This is a genomic window from Candidatus Pelagibacter sp. RS39 (genome assembly GCF_002101315.1).
Taxonomy (GTDB): domain Bacteria; phylum Pseudomonadota; class Alphaproteobacteria; order Pelagibacterales; family Pelagibacteraceae; genus Pelagibacter.
This window is the reverse complement of sequence record NZ_CP020777.1, coordinates 379,133-400,597: the sequence shown is the minus strand read 5'-3', so window position 1 is coordinate 400,597 and position 21,465 is coordinate 379,133. Positions and strand designations below refer to the sequence as shown.

Here is a 21,465-nt window from a genome sequence, read left to right as displayed (position 1 = left end):
TACAATAATTGTGGATTGTTTATTTTGGGTCAAGTGCCCGAGCGTCATCACTGTTCCATCCGATATTAATCTCGTTGCCAAGTTTGATATCTAGGTTGGATGAACTATTTGGAACTTTTAAAATAAACTCTGGGTTGCCTAAAAGATTTATTCTTACCCTAGTATGGTCCCCATGATAAATTACTTCCTCTATTTTTCCTTTATGAAGATTATCCATTTTTGTACTTGGATTAATCAAAGCTCGTTCTGGTCTTAAAGAAACAGTAGTCCGCTCTCCTTTACCTTTGACTGAGATCGGATTGGCTAGTATTTCTGCGTTTGCTAATTTTACTTTGCACTTTCCTCCAGAAATATCTGAAACTTCACCGCCAAAAGTATTATTCTCTCCAATAAACTCAGCGACAAATGAATTTACAGGTTTTTCGTATAATTCATCTGGACTTGAAAGTTGTTGAACTTTACCATCATTAAACACTGCAATACGATTGGACATCGTTAAAGCTTCACTTTGATCATGTGTAACATAAACAACTGTCACACCAATACTTTCATGAATATGTTTAATCTCATATTGCATACTTTCTCTTAAATTTTTATCTAAAGCACCTAAAGGTTCATCCATTAAAACTAATTGTGGATCAAACACTAATGATCTTGCAACCGCTACTCTTTGTTGTTGTCCACCAGACAATTGACCCGGCATCCTTGCAGCAAAACCTTGAAGGGATACCATTGATAATGCCTTATCAATTTTTTTATCAGCTTCGTCCTTTGGAATTTTTCTTACTCTTAATGGAAAAGCTAAATTTTCATAAACAGTCATATGTGGGAACAAAGCATAATTTTGAAAAACCATTCCGATTCCTCTTTTGTGTGGAGGTATACTGGATATAGCTTTACCATCTAAATAAATTTCACCGTTAGTTGGTGTTTCAAAACCTGCTAACATCATCAAGCAAGTTGTTTTACCAGAACCAGAGGGCCCTAACATTGTAATAAACTCTCCCTCAGCTATGTCTAACTGAAGGTCTTTGACGACTAAAACTTTACCGTCATAGCTTTTATCGACTTTATCAAATTTAACGAAATCTTTTTTTGAAGCCATAATTTAAGCAACTTTAAAACATTTGTAGGAATAAATATCAACCTTTAATAATTAGCTTTTAACGTGAAGTTCTCTTGAGAAATTACAAAATAATTCTGATCCTTTATCAGTTACTCTAATAGCTTCTGACGCTTCAACTCCCCAATTTCCAAATTGCATTACTGCAATCATATGAAAAGTAACATTGGGTTGTAACAATGTCATATCACCTTTTGAGATATTTAAAGTATGTTCGCCCCAATCAGGTGGATAACCTATCCCAATTGAATAACCAGTCCTTGAGGTTTTTTCTATTTTGTATTTATCTAATATTTTCCAAAATGCTTGTGCAACATCATCAGCAGTATTTCCTGCTTTAACTTGATCAATACCAGCTTGAAGTGCCTCGTTAGTTTTTTTCATTGTATCAATCTTTTTTTGATCAGGATCTCCAAGTAAAACTGTTCTGGCCATTGGACAATGATACTTTTTATTAACACCAGATAATTCTATAATAGTTGCTTCACCTTCAACAAATTTATCTTCAGTCCAAGTTAAATGGGATGCAGAAGTTCCTTTTCCAGTCGGTAGCATTGGCACTATTGAGGCATAATCCCCGCCGAATTCTGAGGTACCTTTTACAAGTGACGACCATATTTCTGAAACAGCATCACATTGCCTTACACCTGGATTTATTACTTCAAAAGCTTTTTTCATACCTAATTGGGTAATTTTTGCTGCTGCTTTCATATATTCTATTTCAGCATCTGACTTAACAAGCCTAACCCAATTCACTAATCGTTCACTGTCTAACAATTTTGCATTGGGTAACCCTTTTTTTATTTTTTCATAACAATAAGCAGTAAAATAATGGCTATCCATTTCAACGCCTATGGATAATTTATCCCATTTTTTTTCCTTAAATAAATCAACTAAGGCATCGTAAGGATGTAGCGGCCAGGTATGAATATATTTCTCATGGTACTTAATTATACTTTCATCTTTCAAATAAGTTTTAATATAAGCACCACCAGCATCTTGATCTCTTACAAAGCAAATTGGTTCTTCAGCATTTGCATGAACAATCACGCATTGAGCATAATAGAAAGACCACGCATCATAACCTGTAAGATAATTCATATTTGATGGATCTTGTGAAATCAAAATCTCAATTCCTTTGTCTTGCATTGAACTTTGAACTTTTTTTAATCTAGATTTATATTCTTCAATTGAAAAATTCATAAACTAACTGTTAAATAATATCCCATAACCATCAACCTTATTTTGATTGTTCACTTGTTTAAGTGTATCCCAAATTAAAGTTTGATTACTTGATAAAATTACCTTGCCTAATTTTTTTTCTATTTCATCGATAATCGATAATACAGGGAGTGCAGTGCAAGACACAAACAACGCATCGCTATTTGACAAATCTTGTTTAATTAAAACATCAAATAAATGTTGTGGATCAACTTTTCCTATATCCAAATCAGAAGCAATATCAAAATATGATAGTTCAGAAATTTCTATTTTTTCATTATTGAAATAATTAATAACTGATTGATTAATCTCATCAGTATATGGAGTAAATATTGAAACCTTATTTATCTTAAGTGATTTAAGAGCGTTAATTGCAGAAGTAATAGGTGTTGTTACTTTTGTATTGGGTTTTGCTAAATTTACTTTTTCATAGATTGATTGATAGCCTGCAGCAATAGTTCCTGATGTACATCCATAAGCAACACAATCTAATTTTTGATCTGGCAAAATATTTTTGGTCACTTCTGGAATGTCATCTGCCATCTTTTTCAAAGTTTCGTTAGTCAGAGGATTGTAACAATTTATTCTATTCGAATATAAATCTATGTTTTTTCCATAAATTACATCATTAAAATCTTTTTCAATTCTAAAATCGCTAGCTAAAGTTATTAAACCTATTCTTGGATTATTTTTATTTATAAATTTTGGCTCTATCTTATTCAGTTTCATTTGGAAAAAGAATGTTTAGCTTTAGGAAATTGTTTTTTTAATACTTCAGATTTAAATTTTTTCACACCAGTTTCAATCAGCTTTGTTATATCAACAAATCTTTTAACAAATTTTAATTTACTTTGACTTAATCCTATTAAATCATCAATCACTAAAACTTGACCATCACAATTAACTGAAGAACCAATACCTATTGTTGGAATTTTTATATGATTGGATATTTTCTTAGACAATTTTGTTTCTACACATTCTAATACAATCGAAAAAACTCCAGCATTTTCTAAAAGTTTAGTATCTTTTAGCAATCTCTCACTTTCCTTTAATTTTTTCCCTTTAAAAGTAAATTTTTTATCTGTCTGAGGTAATATTCCGACATGGCCCATGACTGGTATTTTATTTTTAATCAATCTTTTAACTATAGGAATTATCTTTTTTCCTCCTTCTAACTTAACTGCATCACATTTGGTTTCTTTCATAACCAGTTTTGAATTCTTCAAAGCCTCACTTGGATTTCGATATGTATTATAGGGCATATCAACAACCATTAGTGATTTCTTAATACCAAGCCTGACACTTTTAGAGTGGTTAATCATGGTCTGCAAAGTCACTTGCCTAGTGGACTTGAAGTTATACAAAACTGATCCGAGAGAGTCCCCAACCAGTACTAAATCACAATGTTTATCAAGAATTGAGGCAACATTTTTTGAATATGCTGTAAGACAAATAATTTTAGATTTATTCTTTTTATTAAGAATTTTTTTTATCTTTTTGTTCATTTACTCTAATTCGATTGTGCTCGGCGGTTTCGAAGTTATATCGTAAACTACTCTATTAATCCCTCTAATACTATTCACTATTTTATTTGAAATTTCCTGTATAAATGATTTTTTAAATTCGTAAAAATCTGCAGTCATACCATCTTCAGAGGTGATCGCTCTAAGTAAACATAAATATTCGTAAGTTCTGTTATCGCCCATTACTCCTACTGTTTTAACTGGAAGTAATGCAGCATAAGCTTGCCAAATTTTATGGTATAAATTGTGATCTCTTAAAGCTTGAATAAAATAATGATCAGCTTCTTTCAAAATATTAATTTTTTCTTTTGTTATTATTCCAGGCATTCTTATTGCTAGACCTGGTCCTGGGAAAGGATGACGAGAAATAATTTCTTTACTAAGATTAAGCTCTAATCCCAGTTTTCTAACCTCGTCCTTGAATAAAAATTTTAATGGTTCGACTAGTTTTAGTTTCATTTTTTTGGGTAGGCCTCCAACATTATGGTGAGATTTTATTTTAGAAGTTTGACTGCCAGTAACTGATCTACTTTCTATTAAGTCAGGATAAAGTGTTCCTTGAGCTAAAAATTTTACATTTTTAATTTTTTTGGCATACCGTTCGAATATCTTAATAAATAAATTTCCTATTATCTTTCTTTTCTTTTCAGGATCGGAGATGTTTGTTAATTTTCTTATAAACTCCCTTTCAGCATTCACGTAAGTAAGATTAATCTTTAATCTTTTTTTAAATGTTGCAACAACTTGTTTTTCTTCATTTTTTCTTAAGAGACCCGTATTAACAAAAATACAATGTAAATTTTTACCAATTGCTTTATTTAATAATTGTGCAACTACACTGCTATCTACTCCACCTGATAAAGCGCAAATGACTTTATTATCTCCTACCATTTTTCTTACATCTTTTATCAATTTTATTTTTTGATCTTTAGAAGACCAATTTTTTCTCATTTTGCATATCAAAAATATAAAATTACTTATTAGTTTTTTTCCATTTTCTGTATGCGTTACCTCTGGATGAAATTGAACTCCATAATAATTCTTTAATCTATTTTCAACTACTGCAAATTTAGAATTTTGACTAGAAGCAATAATCTTAAAATTTTTTGGCAATTTGGAAACTTGATCTGCATGACTCATCCAAACTTTTATTGATTTTTTTTTATTAAATAAATTTTTGATTAAGAGACTATTATTTTTTTTTGAGATATTAGCTAAACCAAACTCTCTATGTTTTGACTGTTTTACTTTCCCACCATTCAATTTAGATATTATTTGATGCCCAAAACAAATACCTAAAACTGGAACTCCCTTTTGAATTATTTTTTTATCAAATGAATATTTGTTGATTTGATAAACATTAAGTGGACCACCAGATAAAATAATACCTTTGACTGTATAATTGATATCTTTGTTCTTAATTTTTTTATGACTTATAATCTCAGAAAATATTCCTAATTCTCTAATCCTTCTAGCTATTAATTGTGTAAATTGTGAACCAAAATCAACAATTAAAATTTTATTTAGATTTTGATCAAGACTCATTTTTTGGTTCTAAGTTTGCTAAAGACTCTAAAATACTTTTATTTTCATTACACAAATTTTTGCAAACTTTAACAAAGTCTTCTGATAAGTTCTTTACTCTAGAATAATTTGATTTTTCTAATGCTATTTTCATTAACATTAATATTGCCTCCTCATTATCTGGTTCGATTAATAGAGTTGCCTCTAAATTTTTTTCTTCTTTTTTTTGATTTTTTTCCTGATTATAAATTTTAGCTAAATATAAATACGAATTAGAATGTTTTGGGTTAAATACAATGCTTCTCTCAAACATAAATCGAGCATCTTCAAACTTTTCTTTTTTGTAAAGTTCTAGACCTTTATTAAAAAAATTTTCATTACTTGAGGAAACATTTAAAATATTGATTAAAAGATAAAAAAGAACTGTTATTTTTAGGATTTTTTTCATTAATATTTATTGTCGCTTTTAACTATATCAACATTATGAACCATACTCTCATAAAAACCTGCTTTTGTTATTTTAACAAATTGTGGTTTGTCTCTTAAATATTTAATTTGTTTTGATCCTAAGTATCCCATTGATGATCTTAATCCACCAATTAACTTAAATATAATACTATCAACTTTACCTTTATATTTGGCAAATCCTTCTACTCCCTCAGGTACATATTTAGATGTATCTTTTTGTTTTGATTGAAAGTATCGATCAGCAGATCCTTTATTCATAGCACCAACTGAACCCATGCCTCTAAAATTTTTAAATAATTTACCATTTCTCCTAATTAATTTTCCTGGTGCTTCATCTGTCCCTGCAAATAAAGAACCGATCATAACTGCATCTGCTCCAGCAGCGAATGCTTTTGCTAAATCGCCTGAATATTTTATCCCACCATCAGAAATGATTTTCACATTCTTATTTTTTATTCCATTTCTAACTTCTAGTATTGCACTAAGTTGTGGGACACCAATACCTGCAACTAATCTTGTAGTACATATTGATCCGGGTCCTATTCCAACTTTAATGACATCAACACCAAGCTTTAACAAAAATTTTGCTGCAGCTGGTGTAGCAATATTTCCAGCACAAAGAGCAGTTTTTTTATCTTTTGTTTTTTTGATAAACTTTATTATTTCAGAGACCTTTTTCGTATGTCCATGAGCAGTATCAACCACAATCATATTAATTTTTTCTTTAAGTATTGCCTCTGCTCTTTTAAACTCACTAGGTCCTGCTCCAACAGCAGCACCTACTAAAAGTTTTTGTTTTTTTACTTTTCTAATTTCAAGAATTTGTTTTTTTACATCTAAATTTCTATGAATAATTCCGATTCCTCCAGCTTTTGCAATCGCGATTGCCATTTTGCTTTCGGTAACAGTATCCATAGCTGAGGATAATAAAGGAATATTCAGTTTTAGATAATTTGTAAGTTTTATGCTGGTATCAACTTCTGAAGGTAAAATCTCAGAGTACTTAGGAACTAGTGTTACATCATCAAAGGTAAGTGCTTCTTTTATAGGAACCATGATCATTTATATACGATTCCCCTAAAATTTAAAGAAACTATCTAAGATTTTTACAAATTATAAAACTTTCTTTAGAATCTTTTCTACTTGATTTGGGTTTAAAAACCTTCACTTCTTTAAAAATTTTTTTTCCTAGTGCGACAATTTCATTGAAGGTACTTCCCATAAATATTTTTGATATAAAAAAACCCTTTTCTGAAATCACATCTTTTGAAAAAACCATAGCCTCTTTGCACAATTCACCAGTCTGAATTGAATCGATATTTTTTATCCCAGTTGTGTTTACGGCCATATCAGACATGACTACATCAGGTTTTTTTTTAAGATAATCTTTTATCTGGTTTTGAGTATCGATTGAAGTAAAGTCACCCTTAATTTGAAGTGTATTTTCAATATTTTCCATTTCTTTTAAATCAACAGAGATTATCTTTCCACTCTTAACTACTTTTGCAACATATTGTGACCAACTCCCAGGAGCAGCTCCAATATCTACAACCGACATTCCACCTTTAAATATTCTAAATTTTTCATCTATCTCTTTTAGTTTATATGCAGACCTAGCTCGATAACCGTCAACTTTTGATTGACGTACATAAGTATCGCGTCTTTGTTTATTTACCCAATTTTTTGAAATCTTATTTTTTTTCAATTAAGTATTATATCTTAAACTTTTAAGTATTTTATTTTTATCTAAAGTTTCTAATTCAATTTTAATACTTTTATCTATTCGCATATCTTTACCATCTTTCCAAATACCAGCCGCAAGATGCATTATGCCAATTTTATAATTTGGCAAGTAAGGCTCAACAAATGTATTTTGTTTCTGATCATATTTTGGAAGTAAATTACTTGTGATCCAATTACAATTTAAAGGAAGAAACTCTGTTTCTAAGTCATCAATATAAACAGACATATTAATTGCTAAACCTTCAGATCCAAAAATATTACCTGCTTTTAGAGTTTTCTCTAAATTATTTTGCCAAGTGCTCCATCCCTTAGAGTCTTTTTCTAAGGAAAAAACTCCAATATTAATATGTGGAGCAAAAGCTAATTTCCTAGCATCTGCATAACTAATTTTTGATTTTACAGCGTGTTTAAAATTTTGAGATTTGATTATCGCTAGTTTTCCAAAAAGCCAGTTTACTTTTGATGTAATCTTATATCCTGGGCCAATTGTTTGAGTAATTCCAAGCTTTCCATCATCACAAGCCTTAAAATATAGATCTATACAATTCCAATCATTTACCCATGCATCACAATCAATCCACAGATATTTTTCGTAGTTAGGAAAATATTTAGGTAAAAAAGCTCTTGAGACCTGACTTTTTAACCACTCTTTACCTTTAACTTTATAACCAGGTACTTCAATATCCCATTCAGCGTTTTTAATTTCATCGACTTTTTTTGATAAACTGTCTCTCTGATCTTGTTTTAATCCAGCATCCAAAATACAGATGGCAACATCTTCGCTCTGTTTAAATCTTTTAATTGAATCTACTAATTCATCTAGTAAAGGAAAATAATTAGCATCAGCTAAAGAAACGATTACATTTTTTTTCATTAAAGTACGTCTTCAAGGTCATCATCGTCTTGAATTTTGTCATTTTCATGTTGTTTCTTAATTTTTTGAAAATGGAAGAAGCTTATAGGTAATAAAAGCACATAAATTGCTGCACTAATTGCAATTACATTAAAAGTATAAATTAATAACAGGCCAAAAAATAAAACTATTCCAAATAAAAGGAATATTGTTGTCTTTCTAGGTATCACTATCTTTTTAAATGAATAACTTGGGAATTTGCTAATTAGTAAAAAAGAAGTTGTGATAAAAAAGGCAGGTACCATTAAATCATAGTTTAATTGAACAAAATTAAAACCGCTTAAACTAATTATCAAAGGCGTTAAAACTAAAATTCCTCCAGCTGGTGATGGGACACCCTCAAAAAAATTATCTCTCCATGAGGGTTCTTGATTTGAGTTAATGTTAAAACGTGCTAAACGTAATGCAACACAAATTACATACACCAAACAAAGCAACCAACCAAATCTTCCTAGAGTATTAAGTTTCCAGAAATACATTATAAATGCTGGCGCTACTCCAAAACTTATCATATCTGTGAGTGAATCTAATTCTTTTCCAACTTTAGAAGTACCTCTGATTAATCTAGCTATTCTTCCATCAAGCCCATCGATTAAAGCAGCAAATAGAATTGCTATAATTGCAAGTTCAAACCTACCATCTAGAGCAAATCGTATTGATGTTAAACCAATGCAAACCCCAATAAGTGTAAGCATATTTGGTAAGATCATTCTTGCTCTTTTTTTATCTGCTACAATCTTTAAATTATTTTTAGGTTGTTCCATTTTATTTTTTAGCTAACAGTGTTTCCCCTGAAATAGCTTTTTGACCTACTTTTACTAATGGTTGGTAGTTTTCGTAATATACATCAGCTCTACTTCCAAATCTTATCATTCCAATTCTCTCACCTTGTTTTAACTCTTGATCTTTATTAGATTCACAAACTATTCTTCTCGCTACCAAACCTGCTATTTGAACCACTATAATGTCATTATTATATGTGTCCTTTATTTTAAAATAATTTCTCTCATTATCTTCACTTGCTTTATCAAGAGAAGCATTCACAAATGTGCCGGGTTTATATAAAATTTCCTCAATTTTACCAGCACATGGAGTTCTATTAACGTGACAATCAAATACGTTCATAAAAACACTAATTTTATTAAATTTTTTATTTTCTAAGCCCAACTCTTTTGGACCATCGGTTTCCTCAACTTTTATGATTTCACCATCAGCAGGACTAACCAGATAATTATCATCTTCAATAATTACTCTGTCAGGATCTCTAAAAAAATAATAAACCCAGATTGTTAAAACTAAACCAATTAAACCTAAAAAATTACTAAAACTATAAAATACGATTGTAATAATTCCTGAGATAACTAGGAACTTGTATCCCTCAGCGTGAATTTTTGGAAATATCTTACTAAACATGTTCTTCTATTTGATAATTTTTCATTAATATGTATATAAAATTACGAAATTCAATTATTAAGATATAAATAAAGTGAGCAAAATTACTGTAAAAAACCCTATTGTAGAGTTAGATGGTGATGAAATGACCAGAATAATCTGGGAATTTATTAAAAAAAAATTAATCCTTCCTTATCTTGATATCGGTATTGAGTACTACGATTTGGGTATGAAGAGTAGAGATGATACTGATGACCAGATTACAGTAGACTCTGCTAATGCAATTAAGAAAATTGGTGTAGGTATAAAGTGTGCAACCATCACCCCTGATGAAGCACGAGTTGAAGAATTTGATTTAAAAAAAATGTGGAGATCACCAAATGGAACAATAAGAAATATCATTGGTGGAACTGTTTTTAGAGAGCCCATAATTTGTTCTAACATTCCAAAATTAGTACCTTCATGGTCAGATCCAGTTGTAATTGGTAGACATGCTTTTGGTGATCAGTACAGAGCAACTGATTTTAAAGTCCCAGGTAAAGGAAAGATGGAAGTTAAGTGGACATCTGAGGATGGTAAAGATGAAATAAAATATGAAGTATTTAATTTTACTGGACCAGGAGTAGCCCTTTCTATGTATAATCTAGATAAATCTATTGAGGATTTTGCAAGATCTTGTTTTAGCTACGGTCTTATAAAAAAGTGGCCCGTCTATCTTTCAACAAAAAACACGATCCTAAAAAAGTACGATGGACGTTTTAAAGATATATTTGAGGAAGTATTTAATAAAGAATTTAAAGAAAAATTTGATAAGGAAAAAATTACTTATGAACATAGATTAATTGACGACATGGTGGCTTGTGCAATGAAATGGAGTGGAAAATATATTTGGGCTTGTAAAAATTACGATGGTGATGTTCAGTCTGATACGATGGCTCAAGGTTATGGTTCTCTTGGTTTAATGACAAGTACATTATTAACTCCTGATGGAAAAATTATGGAAGCCGAAGCAGCACATGGAACTGTCACAAGACACTATAGAATGCATCAACAAGGAAAAGAAACATCAACCAATCCTATTGCCTCAATTTTTGCCTGGACAAGAGGTTTAGCTCACCGAGGTAAATTAGATGGAAATGATGATCTTATAAAGTTTGCTAATACAATTGAGCAAGTTTGTATTGGTTGTGTTGAAAGTGGTTCTATGACCAAAGACCTAGCGATATTAGTTGGGCCATCAAGTAAGTATTTAACCACTAATCAATTTCTAGATGAAATTGATAATAATTTAAAAAAGAAATTAAATTAAAGACTTAATTTTTTCAAAAGCTTCATCAATTTTGCTCTTATCTTGACCCCCTGCTTGAGCAAAATCTTTTCTACCACCACCACCTTTTCCACCAATTGTCTCTGATCCTAATTTTGCAAATTTTACTGCATCATATTTATCAACTAATTTATCAGTAATACCAACTGCCAAGCCAACCTTATCCTCACTGCTTGCAAAAACAATTATAATACCATCGCCTAATTCTTTTTTTCCACTATCAACTAATTTTCTTAAATCTTTTGGAGGTAAATCTTGTACTTTTTGAAATCTAACATTTATATTATTTATCTTATCATCTTTAATAATATTTTTTGTTTTATCTTGAAGAACTGAGCTAACATTTAGTTGTTCGAGTTGCCTTGAAAGATTTTTTATGATTTCTTTTAAATCTTTATTATCAACATTTGGTTTGCCTCCAAGTTTAATAATTTGCGATGACAAATCTTTGATCGTTTCTTCATCTTTTTGAGTAGATAAAGTTGATAATTTTTCTTTATTCTTAATAAAATCCTCAAGTTGTTTATCTCTAAGAGCCTCAACTCTTCTGACCCCTGCGGCAATAGACGATTGGCTTATAATTTTAAATTTTCCAATATCCCCAGTATTTTTAACATGCGTTCCTCCACATAACTCTGTTGAAAAATATGCTTCTTTTTCCTTACCCATAGATACTACACGGACTTCTTCTCCGTATTTTTCTCCAAAGAAAGCTAGCGCTCCCTTTTCGATAGCAGCTTTTGGTGTCATAATTCTTGTTGTTACTTCAGAACTATTTGAAACATATTCGTTTACTAACTTATCAATAATTACTAGCTCTTCATCAGTAATTGGTTTCATATGACTAAAATCAAATCTTAATCTGTCTGGAGCAACTAATGATCCTTTTTGCATGACATGTTTACCCAAAGTTCTTCTTAATGACTCATGGAGTAAGTGGGTTGCAGAGTGATAAGCTTTTAGATTATCTCTTCTCTCTACATCTATTTTCATTTCCACTACATCATTGATTTTTATTTCTCCAGTTTTTAAAGATCCGTAATGAACAAACAAGTCTCCAAGTTTCTTTTGCGTATCTTCTACTTCAAAAACAGAATTACCAGAAACAATTGTACCTTTATCACCAAGTTGTCCTCCTGACTCTCCATAAAACGGGGTTTGATTAGTAATGATCACTCCTTCTTCCCCAGAGGATAAAGATTTGATCTCTTTGTTATCTTTAATTAAATTTAACACAACACCCTCAGACTGATTAGACTCGTAGCCTAAAAATTCTGTTGAACCAATTTTATCTTTAATTGAAAACCAAATTGCTTCCTCAGAACTATCACCAGAACCTTTCCAATTCTTTTTGGCAAGTTCTTTGCTTTTTTTCATCAATTCATCAAATTTCTTATGATCAACTTTCAAAGATTTATTCTTTAAAATGTCTTCAGTAAGATCTAATGGAAAACCATAGGTGTCATATAATTTGAAAGCGACATCCCCAGGTAAAACTTTGTCTATTTTTGCAATTTCATCATTCAAAATTTTGATACCTCTATCTAGTAAAACTAAAAATTTTTCTTCCTCCATTCTTAAAGTTTCTTTGATTAAAGATTGAGACCTTTCAAGTTCTGGATAATTTACTGACATCTCGTTTTTTAAAGAGTCAAAAATTTTATAAAAAATTGGTTCTTTAGATCCTAACAAATGAGAATGTCTCATTCCTCTTCTCATAATTCTTCTTAGAACATATCCACGACCTTCATTTGAGGGTAAAACTCCCTCAGCCAAAAGAAATGAGCTTGCTCTTAAGTGATCAGCAATTACTCTAAAACTTGATATATTTTTATCTTCTTGTTTAACTTTTGTTGCTTCAGATATTGAACTTATTAATTTCTTAAAGTGATCAGTTTGATAATTATCATGTGTGCCTTGTAAAAGAGCTGCAATTCTCTCTAATCCCATTCCTGTATCGACAGATGGTTTTGGTAAATCTATTCTTTTATCTTTTGAAACTTGTTCATACTGCATAAAAACTAAATTCCAAATTTCAATAAAACGATCTCCATCTTGATCTTTAGTTCCTGGCAATCCACCTTTTAAATGATCTCCATGATCATAAAATATTTCTGAGCAAGGACCACAAGGACCAGTTTCACCCATTGACCAGAAATTGTCTGATGTTGCAATTCTAATTATTCTATCATCACTAAAACCTGCTATTTTTTTCCAAAAATTAAAAGCCTCATCATCTTCATGAAAAACAGTTACATAAATTCTATTTTTATCTAAACCAAAATCTTTAGTGATTAAATTCCATGCAAGTTCAATTCCTCTTTCTTTAAAATAATCTCCAAAAGAAAAATTTCCCAACATTTCAAAGAAAGTATGATGTCTTGGTGTATAACCAACATTTTCTAAATCATTATGTTTACCACCTGCTCTTACGCACTTTTGTGAAGTAGTAGCTCTTTGGTAATCTCTTTTTTCTAAACCAGTAAACACATTTTTAAATTGAACCATTCCTGAATTGGCAAACATCAAAGTTGGGTCGTTATTAGGAACTAAATTGCTAGACTCAACAATTTTATGATCGTTTTTTTCGAAGTATTTAAGAAACGTGCTTCTTATCTCATTTAATGATTTGTCCGCCATATTTTTAAAATACAGCTTTTTTATTCTATGTCTAGATAACGATAAGGGGGAAAGGCGCTTATAATAAGCGCCTTTACAATTTAAAGATGACCTTTAATTCTAGTTCTTTTTAGTAGGAGTAGTCTCTTTTGCAGCGTCTTCTTTTTCAGCTACTTTCTTCTCCTTTTCAATTTTCTCAGGACTTAATGGATTTCCTTCAATTTTCTTTGAAATCACACCAGCTTTTTCTCTAATTGCCATTTCTATTTCTGCAGCAACTTTAGGGTTTTGTGCAAGATAAGTTTTTGCATTTTCTCGACCTTGTCCAATTTTCTCACCTTTATAAGCATACCAAGCACCTGATTTTTCAATGATGTCAGCTTTAGCACCTAGATCGACTAACTCACCCATTTTGCTAATACCTCTTCCATACATCAAATCAAACTCGACTACTTTAAATGGTGGTGCAACTTTATTTTTAACTACTTTAACTCTTGTAGTATTTCCAATAATTTCATCTTTGTCTTTGATGGCACCAATTCTTCTAATGTCCATTCTAACAGATGAGTAAAACTTAAGTGCGTTACCACCTGATGTTGTTTCTGGACTTCCAAACATAACTCCAATTTTCATTCTGATTTGGTTAATAAAAATCATCATGGTGTTTGTATTTGAAATTGAACCAGTTAATTTTCTCAAAGCCTGACTCATTAATCTTGACTGAAGACCAACATGATGATCTCCCATTTCACCTTCAATTTCAGCTTTTGGTGTTAAAGCTGCAACTGAGTCAATTACGATAACTGAAATAGAGCCTGATTTTACTAGCGTATCTGCTATTTCTAAAGCTTGTTCACCAGCATCTGGTTGTGAAATTAAAAGCTCCTCAGTATTTACACCTAATTTTTTTGCATAAACTGGATCTAAAGCATGCTCTGCATCAACGAATGCACAAATTCCACCAGCTTTTTGAGCTTCAGCAACAACTTGTAATGCTAATGTTGTTTTTCCAGAAGACTCTGGTCCATAAACTTCAATAATTCTTCCTTTAGGTAAACCACCTATTCCCAAAGCCAAATCTAAACTTAAAGAACCTGTTGATATCGACTCGATATCCATTGCTCTTTTTTCACCAAGCTTCATTACAGAACCTTTTCCAAAATTATCGGTGATTTGGCTGATTGCTGCGTCTAAAGCTTTATTTTTCTCTTTATTATCCAATTCTTGATCTTTAGTAGATTTAACTACTTTTAAGTTGTTTTTAGTCATTTTTTGCCTCTTTTTTTAATTTTTTTGTCACTCGAATCATGCTTATAAATGTACACATTTTGTTCTCATTAGCAAGATTTATTTATTTAGGCTTAAAAAAGCTAATTATTATCTTAATTTGAGATATTCGCTATTAAGCAATCCGATAGATTTTAAAAGATTAAACTGCGAGAGAATATAGTTTCTCTCAGAGTCTGCTAATGAAATCTGAGCATTTAATAATAAAGAATTAGACTGAATAACCTCTAAAGTAGTTCTATCTGAACCACTGTTATATTCAGCTACAATTCCCTCATTTGCAATTTCTGCAGCGTTCACCTGAGCTCTTACTGAATTAAGAAGACTTTTGTTTGATTGATAATTTGACCAGGCACTTGCAACATCTGTCTGATTTTTTTTAATCATATTATTTAAAAGAAGATTTTTTTGTGTCTCCAAACTTTTGTTTTTATTCAAATTTGCATAATTCTTTCCACCTGAAAAAAATGGCCATGTCACTGTTGCTTTTAAGGTATCTTGTTCTTTTTCGTCATAGGTAGAACTTAGATCGTCTGTTTTTGATCTTTCAAAAGATAAAGTTGCTGTTGGAGCTAAATCAGATCTTGCACTAGTTGTATCTTTTTTTGATTGTTCATATTCAAGTTGAGCTATAATTAAATCTGGATTTCCTTTTTTTGATATCTCTATTGCAGAATTTAATTCATTGGGTAAATTAATTATTAAGATAGATGATTTATCTAATGACTCGGCATCATTAATTATACCAATTACATTTTCATAATTTAGCTTACTGGTTAAAAAATCGTTTTCAGCTTGGATTAATTTTGCTTGTGCCCCAGCTAAAGAAGATTCTGATTGGGCAACATCTGATAGAGATATATTTCCTCGTTCAAGTCTAATTCTATCTGTTTCGACCTGTCGATCTAACAAATTAACATTGGATCTATTAATCTTAAGTTTTTCGTTAGCTGAAATTAATCCCGTATAAGCTTCAATTGATTTATATAGAATTTCTTGTTCTTTTTTTAAAAGCTTTGCTTTAGCTAATTCAATACCAATTTTACTTTTACTTAATTCAGCACCTCTTCCAAAATCTATTAATGTTTGTTTAATTGTTAATGATTGTACAGTTGGATCTACATCTGAAATTGTTGCATCTGTTCCGTTCTGATTGGTTAATTTATTGGTATCCTCTGAGCTTTTACTTCCGCTCAAGGTTATGGAAGGTAAATACGAACTTATTGAAATTTTCAGTTCTTGCTCAGAGATATTTAAACTTTCCCTTTCAGCATTTAACTCATTATTGTCATTATAAGCCTTTTTTAATGCTGCAGAAAAAGTTTCAGCACTAGCACTATTAAGCAAAAATATAAAACTTGTTATTATAAATAAAATTCTAATCATTTCTTTTTATATACAGCAGATTTAATTTGATGGTTACTATTTAAATTGAATATAACAGATGCATATTTCGGCATATTTCTAAACATATTTTGGGTAATTCTTTGATAAGTTTGCATAAAGTTTAGCACATCTTCTCTGCTCATTATTTTTGATTTCACTTTACTTTTAATCCAAAGTTTTCTTTCTTGTTTCAATCTCCATTTTTGCAATAAGCTAAAATTTTTTGCTTTTAGATAAACTAAACAATTTAATTGTGAATATAAGTTTTTATATTTTGATTTTAATTGTTGGTTAACATATTTTCTCCAAATCTGTTTTTGATCTTTTGCTTTTTCCATCAAATTAATTGTTTTCTTTAAAGTAGTATTTTTTTCTGATTTTGCACCAACACACCATCCTTCAAAAATAATAACATCTGGTCTCTTCTTTAAATCGTACCATTTTTTTTTGTTATACCTGTCATCGATAGCTTTATTAAATATCGGTAATTTTAATCTTTTAAATTTCTTAATTTTTGACTTTCTAAAAAAATTCAGCATCATGTTAATGTCATGTGTTCCAGGCACACCTCTAGTTAAAAGCATGGGATGAATTCTTTTTGATAAATTTATTCGCTCTTTTCTTGTTTTATAAAAGTCATCTATTGAAATCCTAAAAACATTCAATTTGAAATATTTAATCAAAATAATTCTAATTAAAGAGCTGATTGTAGTTTTGCCTGTTCCCTGGCCTCCTGCTAAACCTACAAAATATGGCCTTTTCTTTTCAGCTTTTTTACTAATCCAGAAACATAAAGGAATTAAGAAAGATTTAATCATTCTTTCTTTATTCTTAAATTTATCAGCTTTTGTTTCTTGTGATTTAATAAATTTTAAACAATCTTTTTTAACTTTATTAAAACACTCAACAGTTAGTTTCATTGAAATCTATTTTTTTTGATCCATTGGATGATTTTTACCATTAAAAAAAGCTATATCTTTTAAATCTTCTACATTGACTTCATCAACACAGCCTAAATTAAATCCTGTCATCGCAGGTGCGCTCCTTGGATTATGATGTGTATAAATTCCACATTCAGTACAAAAATAATGGTTAGCAACTTTTGTATGATATTGATAAAGTTTTAATTTATTTTCTCCCTTAATAATTTTAAAATCCTCATTTTTGACCATACCCATTGTTGCATTTTTTCTCTTACAAATAGAACAATTACATCTTACTATTTTTGCTAATTCATTAATTGAAGCTTTTATTTCGGCCTCAACAGCTCCACAATGGCAATTTAATTTCATTTTTTTTTCCTTTCATTTAATTCTTAACTACTCCCTTTTTTTATAAGTCTACTCTGTACATTACTTCATTTCTTTTTAACATTGGCAAAGTAAATGGTGAATTATACGAGGCTCTAATCGGAGGGCTTAAAATTGTTATATTGTCTTGTTTAAGTTCTTTATCTAGGATCTCTTTATTCTTTAAAAAATTTTGATCTGAAGATCTGCCTGAATATTTAATCACAGCATAATATCCACCTTCTATGGTTAAAATTTGTATTTCTGAATTAGAAGGTTTTGGTGCGTTATCTTTACTAAATTTTGATGGCAGATAAAATTGCATTGTCATATTTCCATTTTTAATTTCCTGAGTTACTGGAACTGTCATTTTTATTTCTTCCTTTTCCTCATTGTTTCCTGAAATATAGTTAAATAATTTCCTGAAACCATTGCCTTGTATAGAATTCGTTTCTATAACTAATCGATCAGAATATTTTCTAATTTCATAATTTTTATTTTCTTTTACTACCTCATAATTTGCTTCTTCGTATGCCATAGCTTGAGAACTAAAAGTTAATATTGAAATCAAAATTACTAAAATTCTTTTCATTTGATATTTAATTAAACTATCTCTGGTTGAAGTTATCCACAAGCATACAAAATGTGGTTTTGATGTTCACGTTTTGATTCACTTTTGATTCAATTACGGACTCAAAATACAACCTCTTGCGTGTATTGTATAAATACGCTATAAATTAGAACAAAACAAGAACATGAAACTAACTATTCCCTATTATCTACATAAAGCTGGTGCTGGTTTTCCCTCACCTGCCACTGATTATATCGAAGAAGATATCGATCTGAACATGCATTTAATCAAAAATGTTCCAGCAACTTTCATCATCAGAGTTCAGGGTAAATCCATGGTCGATGTTGGGATTAATGACGGGGACTTATTAGTTGTCGATAAAAGTTTAAAACCAAAAAACTTTTCAACGGTTATTGCAAATGTTCATGATGAGCTTGTGGTTAAAACTTTAGTTCAAGAAAGAGATAAAAAATTTCTATCCTCTGGCTCTAAAGATTTTTCTAATAGAATTCTAATTAATGAAGAAGAAGATGTTTTTATTTGGGGGGTCGTGACTTATGTCATCCATTCTACGTACTAAAAAAATAGGTTTGGTTGATTGTAATTCTTTCTACGTTTCTTGTGAAAGATTATTTAATCCGAAAATAAGAAAAAAACCTGTTGTAGTTTTATCTAATAATGATGGTTGTATCATCTCTAGATCTAATGAAGCTAAAGCTTTAGGAATTAAAATGGGAGAGCCCTATTTTAAGGCAAAAGATATTATTGTAAAAAATAAAGTTGAAGTTTTTTCATCAAATTATTCTTTGTATGGGGATTTATCTAGAAGAGTAATGAGAACTCTGAAAAGGTTTAATACTGAAATAGAAGTGTATTCAATTGATGAGGCATTTATAGATTTGTCTAATTTTCCAGACTCAGAGGTCGAAAAAGTTGGAAAAGAAATTAGAGAAACAGTTTTACAATGGACTGGTATTCCAACTAGTATTGGTATCGCTAAAACTAAAACTTTAAGTAAAGTTGCAAATCATATTGCAAAAAAAAAACAATCAGGAGTAACAAGTTTAATTGGAATAGAAAATTTGGATCCTATTTTAGAAAAAGTTGAAATTAATGATGTATGGGGGGTTGGTAGACAGCTTACAAAGTTTTATCAAAAGAATGGAATTTATAATGCAAAGCAACTGAAGAATAAATCTAATACGTGGATCAAAAAATGTTCTAATGTTTTAAGTTCGAGGACTGCAATGGAGCTTAGAGGGGTACCATGTATTGGTTTAGAGACAACACAGACAAAAAGAAAAAGTTGTGTGGTTTCAAGATCTTTTGGAAAAAGAATTGAAAAGTTTCAAGAATTAAAAGAAGCAGTTGCAAACTATTGTTTGAATGCATCTGAAAAAATTAGATCAGAGTCTTTACTTGCAAAAGCAATTACAGTTTTTGTCAGAACTAGTCCCTTTCAAAGAGATTATGGCTATTATTCAAATGCAAAGACAGTTGATTTTCCAATTGCAACAAACAATAGTATTGAAACAGTTAAAACTGCAGTTTCAATTCTAGAAAGTATCTTTAAAAATGGTTATCGATATCAAAAAGCAGGTGTCATGCTTACAGGACTACGCAATGATGATGGAAGAAAAAATTTATTTTCATCTGAAAAAGATGAAAAAATAAAAAGTTTAATGCGATCAATAGATAATACTAATTATAGATACGGAAGATCCACATTAAGTCTTGCAAGTGCAGGGGTTCATAAAAAATGGAATATGCGAAGACAATATTCATCTAAAATAGATACAGCTGATTTTTATTGTCTACCAACTATTAGAACTTAATTTATTGACCAATAGCTAACATGCTAGAGTAATGAACATAACATCCATCTTTATTTTTATTAGTACACTCTTTCATGGCTTTTTTGATTAAACTTTCTTTATCAAAACCTCTTAATTTGATTAAAATATTTTTATCAATTTTATTTTTTACAATTACAATATATTCCTGATCAGAAACTCTATCCACATAGTAGGGCTTAGTGCTATCATCAGATTGACTTTCCAAGTTCTCACAAGAATAGCCCAAACGATCTAGTTGTAGATCTTGACACTTCTTTTTAGCCCATATTTCATCATAAAACATGATAGTTGGTGTATCTTTCATTTCCTTCAATGATGGTGTTTTTCCTTTGAAAGTTTTTGCTTCTTTGCTTTGATAAATACCCAGCTGCATTACTGTTAATCCAATATCCCACATAGATTGGCCTTCATAATGTAATTTTTTTTTGCCATTAATGAACACTTCAATCATACCTTTATTTTTTTCATGATCTGAGGCACGTTTATCCCAAATCGCATGAATTACTAAATCAGTCCATTTACCTAAACTACCCTCTAATTCATCAGGACTCATAACTAAATATTCAAGTTTGGCTTTCTCACAATAATTTATTTTTTGTTTAACGCTTCCCCCACAAGCATTTTCTTTATCTGCATAAACTCCTTCAGATGTACTAATTGAAGCTATCAATCCTTCTTTAGGAAAAATTTCTAAATGAAATGGAGGATGATAAGGTCCTTCACTTGAATGAAACTGAAATACTGATTGTTTTCGATAAAATTTATGTTCTTTTGGAAAGTAAAAGGAAGCGGTATACCAATAATCCTGTTTGTGTTTAAATCCTAAACTAATATCTTTATTATGACCTTGCCCTACTTCAACTCGATGATGGGGTGTTGATCTAATGCAATCTCTCTCCTTGCCATTTTTATACAAAAAACCACAATCATCATAACGAAGTTCAAATCTTATTGCTGTGTCACCATATCTAATAGGCATTCCTTCAGATGAATTCACAATTTTAATTCCGTATTTTGTCCAACCATAATTTTTTTTAACAGAATGTTTAAAAGCATCAGTTCTTGTAATTGGTTTAAGTTTTATTCCTTGAATAGTGGTATCTTTCTTGTTTAATCCAAGATTATAACTTTCACTTTTAAATACCATTTTTTTAATCTCTTCTTGGTCAGCAAATACATTGTTCGTAAAAAGAATAAAAATTAAAATTAGAATTTTTTTCATT

Annotated in this window: 21 protein-coding genes; 3 read left to right on the top strand and 18 right to left on the bottom strand. The window is 30.3% G+C overall.

Annotation, left to right across the window (positions count from 1 at the left end):
- Window positions 1-19: 19 nt before the first annotated feature.
- From B5L73_RS02145 to B5L73_RS02095, 11 genes are read right to left on the bottom strand one after another with little or no spacing between them, the layout of a single operon-like run.
- Window positions 20-1,105 (bottom strand): ABC transporter ATP-binding protein, encoded by a 1,086-nt coding sequence (locus tag B5L73_RS02145; RefSeq protein WP_085147349.1) that lies wholly within the window; start codon window positions 1,103-1,105, stop codon window positions 20-22.
- A gap of 51 nt (window positions 1,106-1,156) precedes the next feature.
- The gene (locus B5L73_RS02140) at window positions 1,157-2,326 is read right to left on the bottom strand and encodes a M24 family metallopeptidase (protein ID WP_085147346.1); all 1,170 of its coding nucleotides are present in this window, start codon (window positions 2,324-2,326) and stop codon (window positions 1,157-1,159) included.
- Window positions 2,327-2,329: 3 nt separating this feature from the next.
- Window positions 2,330-3,073: a maleate cis-trans isomerase family protein gene (locus tag B5L73_RS02135; RefSeq protein WP_085147344.1), complete on the bottom strand. Its 744-nt coding sequence runs from the start codon at window positions 3,071-3,073 to the stop codon at window positions 2,330-2,332.
- Complete coding sequence (gene panB, locus B5L73_RS02130; protein ID WP_085147342.1) at window positions 3,070-3,849, bottom strand: 3-methyl-2-oxobutanoate hydroxymethyltransferase; 780 nt, start codon at window positions 3,847-3,849, stop codon at window positions 3,070-3,072. The genes B5L73_RS02135 and panB overlap by 4 nt, the downstream gene beginning before the upstream one ends.
- Complete coding sequence (gene guaA, locus B5L73_RS02125; protein ID WP_085147340.1) at window positions 3,850-5,412, bottom strand: glutamine-hydrolyzing GMP synthase; 1,563 nt, start codon at window positions 5,410-5,412, stop codon at window positions 3,850-3,852.
- The gene (locus tag B5L73_RS02120; protein WP_085147338.1) at window positions 5,402-5,839 is read right to left on the bottom strand and encodes a tetratricopeptide repeat protein; all 438 of its coding nucleotides are present in this window, start codon (window positions 5,837-5,839) and stop codon (window positions 5,402-5,404) included. Before B5L73_RS02120 ends, guaA begins: the two co-directional genes overlap by 11 nt.
- Window positions 5,839-6,915: an IMP dehydrogenase gene (guaB, locus tag B5L73_RS02115; protein ID WP_085147336.1), complete on the bottom strand. Its 1,077-nt coding sequence runs from the start codon at window positions 6,913-6,915 to the stop codon at window positions 5,839-5,841. Before guaB ends, B5L73_RS02120 begins: the two co-directional genes overlap by 1 nt.
- A 37-nt stretch (window positions 6,916-6,952) precedes the next feature.
- Window positions 6,953-7,564, bottom strand: a complete 612-nt coding sequence (locus B5L73_RS02110; RefSeq protein WP_085147334.1) for an RlmE family RNA methyltransferase — start codon at window positions 7,562-7,564, stop codon at window positions 6,953-6,955.
- Entirely contained in the window at window positions 7,565-8,476 is a 912-nt protein-coding gene (locus tag B5L73_RS02105) for a glycosyltransferase (RefSeq protein WP_085147332.1), read from the bottom strand.
- Window positions 8,476-9,279: a CDP-diacylglycerol--serine O-phosphatidyltransferase gene (pssA, locus tag B5L73_RS02100; RefSeq protein ID WP_085147330.1), complete on the bottom strand. Its 804-nt coding sequence runs from the start codon at window positions 9,277-9,279 to the stop codon at window positions 8,476-8,478. Before pssA ends, B5L73_RS02105 begins: the two co-directional genes overlap by 1 nt.
- Window position 9,280: 1 nt before the next feature.
- A complete protein-coding gene (locus B5L73_RS02095) occupies window positions 9,281-9,928 on the bottom strand; it encodes a phosphatidylserine decarboxylase (protein ID WP_085147328.1) in 648 nt (215 codons plus the stop codon).
- 73 nt (window positions 9,929-10,001) lie between these two features.
- On the opposite strand from B5L73_RS02095, the gene B5L73_RS02090 reads away from it, so the two are divergent.
- On the top strand, window positions 10,002-11,216 hold the full coding sequence (locus B5L73_RS02090) for an NADP-dependent isocitrate dehydrogenase (RefSeq protein ID WP_085147326.1): 1,215 nt from the start codon (window positions 10,002-10,004) through the stop codon (window positions 11,214-11,216).
- Here B5L73_RS02090 and alaS read toward each other — a convergent pair.
- The 6 genes from alaS to B5L73_RS02060 form a co-directional block, all read right to left on the bottom strand.
- A complete protein-coding gene (gene alaS, locus B5L73_RS02085; RefSeq protein ID WP_085147324.1) occupies window positions 11,208-13,874 on the bottom strand; it encodes an alanine--tRNA ligase in 2,667 nt (888 codons plus the stop codon). The two genes, B5L73_RS02090 and alaS, sit on opposite strands and share 9 nt — an antisense overlap.
- Window positions 13,875-13,973: 99 nt before the next feature.
- Window positions 13,974-15,122: a recombinase RecA gene (gene recA, locus B5L73_RS02080; protein WP_085147322.1), complete on the bottom strand. Its 1,149-nt coding sequence runs from the start codon at window positions 15,120-15,122 to the stop codon at window positions 13,974-13,976.
- Window positions 15,123-15,230: 108 nt separating this feature from the next.
- The gene (locus B5L73_RS02075) at window positions 15,231-16,526 is read right to left on the bottom strand and encodes a TolC family protein (protein WP_085147320.1); all 1,296 of its coding nucleotides are present in this window, start codon (window positions 16,524-16,526) and stop codon (window positions 15,231-15,233) included.
- Entirely contained in the window at window positions 16,523-17,446 is a 924-nt protein-coding gene (locus B5L73_RS02070; protein WP_085147318.1) for a uridine kinase, read from the bottom strand. The genes B5L73_RS02075 and B5L73_RS02070 overlap by 4 nt, the downstream gene beginning before the upstream one ends.
- Before the next feature lie 6 nt (window positions 17,447-17,452).
- A complete protein-coding gene (locus tag B5L73_RS02065) occupies window positions 17,453-17,818 on the bottom strand; it encodes a GFA family protein (protein WP_085147316.1) in 366 nt (121 codons plus the stop codon).
- A gap of 40 nt (window positions 17,819-17,858) precedes the next feature.
- Complete coding sequence (locus tag B5L73_RS02060) at window positions 17,859-18,407, bottom strand: SOUL family heme-binding protein (protein ID WP_085147314.1); 549 nt, start codon at window positions 18,405-18,407, stop codon at window positions 17,859-17,861.
- A gap of 163 nt (window positions 18,408-18,570) precedes the next feature.
- Here B5L73_RS02060 and B5L73_RS02055 point away from each other — a divergent pair, with 163 nt between their 5' ends.
- Together B5L73_RS02055 and B5L73_RS02050 are read left to right on the top strand one after the other, a co-directional pair.
- Entirely contained in the window at window positions 18,571-18,966 is a 396-nt protein-coding gene (locus B5L73_RS02055; RefSeq protein WP_085147312.1) for a LexA family protein, read from the top strand.
- The gene (locus B5L73_RS02050) at window positions 18,944-20,221 is read left to right on the top strand and encodes a Y-family DNA polymerase (protein ID WP_085147295.1); all 1,278 of its coding nucleotides are present in this window, start codon (window positions 18,944-18,946) and stop codon (window positions 20,219-20,221) included. The genes B5L73_RS02055 and B5L73_RS02050 overlap by 23 nt, the downstream gene beginning before the upstream one ends.
- 1 nt (window position 20,222) lies before the next feature.
- On the opposite strand, the gene B5L73_RS02045 is transcribed toward B5L73_RS02050, so the two are convergent.
- A complete protein-coding gene (locus B5L73_RS02045; RefSeq protein WP_085147293.1) occupies window positions 20,223-21,464 on the bottom strand; it encodes a heparin lyase I family protein in 1,242 nt (413 codons plus the stop codon).
- Window position 21,465 lies beyond the last annotated feature (1 nt).

What these genes read in the sequence shown, in the direction of transcription:
- B5L73_RS02145 (WP_085147349.1), bottom strand. Translation starts at nt 1,105, where the DNA reads ATGGCTTCAAAAAAAGATTTCGTTAAATTTGATAAAGTCGATAAAAGC.
- B5L73_RS02140 (WP_085147346.1), bottom strand. Translation starts at nt 2,326, where the DNA reads ATGAATTTTTCAATTGAAGAATATAAATCTAGATTAAAAAAAGTTCAA.
- B5L73_RS02135 (WP_085147344.1), bottom strand. Translation starts at nt 3,073, where the DNA reads ATGAAACTGAATAAGATAGAGCCAAAATTTATAAATAAAAATAATCCA.
- panB (WP_085147342.1), bottom strand. Translation starts at nt 3,849, where the DNA reads ATGAACAAAAAGATAAAAAAAATTCTTAATAAAAAGAATAAATCTAAA.
- guaA (WP_085147340.1), bottom strand. Translation starts at nt 5,412, where the DNA reads ATGAGTCTTGATCAAAATCTAAATAAAATTTTAATTGTTGATTTTGGT.
- B5L73_RS02120 (WP_085147338.1), bottom strand. Translation starts at nt 5,839, where the DNA reads ATGAAAAAAATCCTAAAAATAACAGTTCTTTTTTATCTTTTAATCAAT.
- guaB (WP_085147336.1), bottom strand. Translation starts at nt 6,915, where the DNA reads ATGGTTCCTATAAAAGAAGCACTTACCTTTGATGATGTAACACTAGTT.
- B5L73_RS02105 (WP_085147332.1), bottom strand. Translation starts at nt 8,476, where the DNA reads ATGAAAAAAAATGTAATCGTTTCTTTAGCTGATGCTAATTATTTTCCT.
- pssA (WP_085147330.1), bottom strand. Translation starts at nt 9,279, where the DNA reads ATGGAACAACCTAAAAATAATTTAAAGATTGTAGCAGATAAAAAAAGA.
- B5L73_RS02095 (WP_085147328.1), bottom strand. Translation starts at nt 9,928, where the DNA reads ATGTTTAGTAAGATATTTCCAAAAATTCACGCTGAGGGATACAAGTTC.
- alaS (WP_085147324.1), bottom strand. Translation starts at nt 13,874, where the DNA reads ATGGCGGACAAATCATTAAATGAGATAAGAAGCACGTTTCTTAAATAC.
- recA (WP_085147322.1), bottom strand. Translation starts at nt 15,122, where the DNA reads ATGACTAAAAACAACTTAAAAGTAGTTAAATCTACTAAAGATCAAGAA.
- B5L73_RS02075 (WP_085147320.1), bottom strand. Translation starts at nt 16,526, where the DNA reads ATGATTAGAATTTTATTTATAATAACAAGTTTTATATTTTTGCTTAAT.
- B5L73_RS02070 (WP_085147318.1), bottom strand. Translation starts at nt 17,446, where the DNA reads ATGAAACTAACTGTTGAGTGTTTTAATAAAGTTAAAAAAGATTGTTTA.
- B5L73_RS02065 (WP_085147316.1), bottom strand. Translation starts at nt 17,818, where the DNA reads ATGAAATTAAATTGCCATTGTGGAGCTGTTGAGGCCGAAATAAAAGCT.
- B5L73_RS02060 (WP_085147314.1), bottom strand. Translation starts at nt 18,407, where the DNA reads ATGAAAAGAATTTTAGTAATTTTGATTTCAATATTAACTTTTAGTTCT.
- B5L73_RS02055 (WP_085147312.1), top strand. Translation starts at nt 18,571, where the DNA reads ATGAAACTAACTATTCCCTATTATCTACATAAAGCTGGTGCTGGTTTT.
- B5L73_RS02050 (WP_085147295.1), top strand. Translation starts at nt 18,944, where the DNA reads ATGTCATCCATTCTACGTACTAAAAAAATAGGTTTGGTTGATTGTAAT.
- B5L73_RS02045 (WP_085147293.1), bottom strand. Translation starts at nt 21,464, where the DNA reads ATGAAAAAAATTCTAATTTTAATTTTTATTCTTTTTACGAACAATGTA.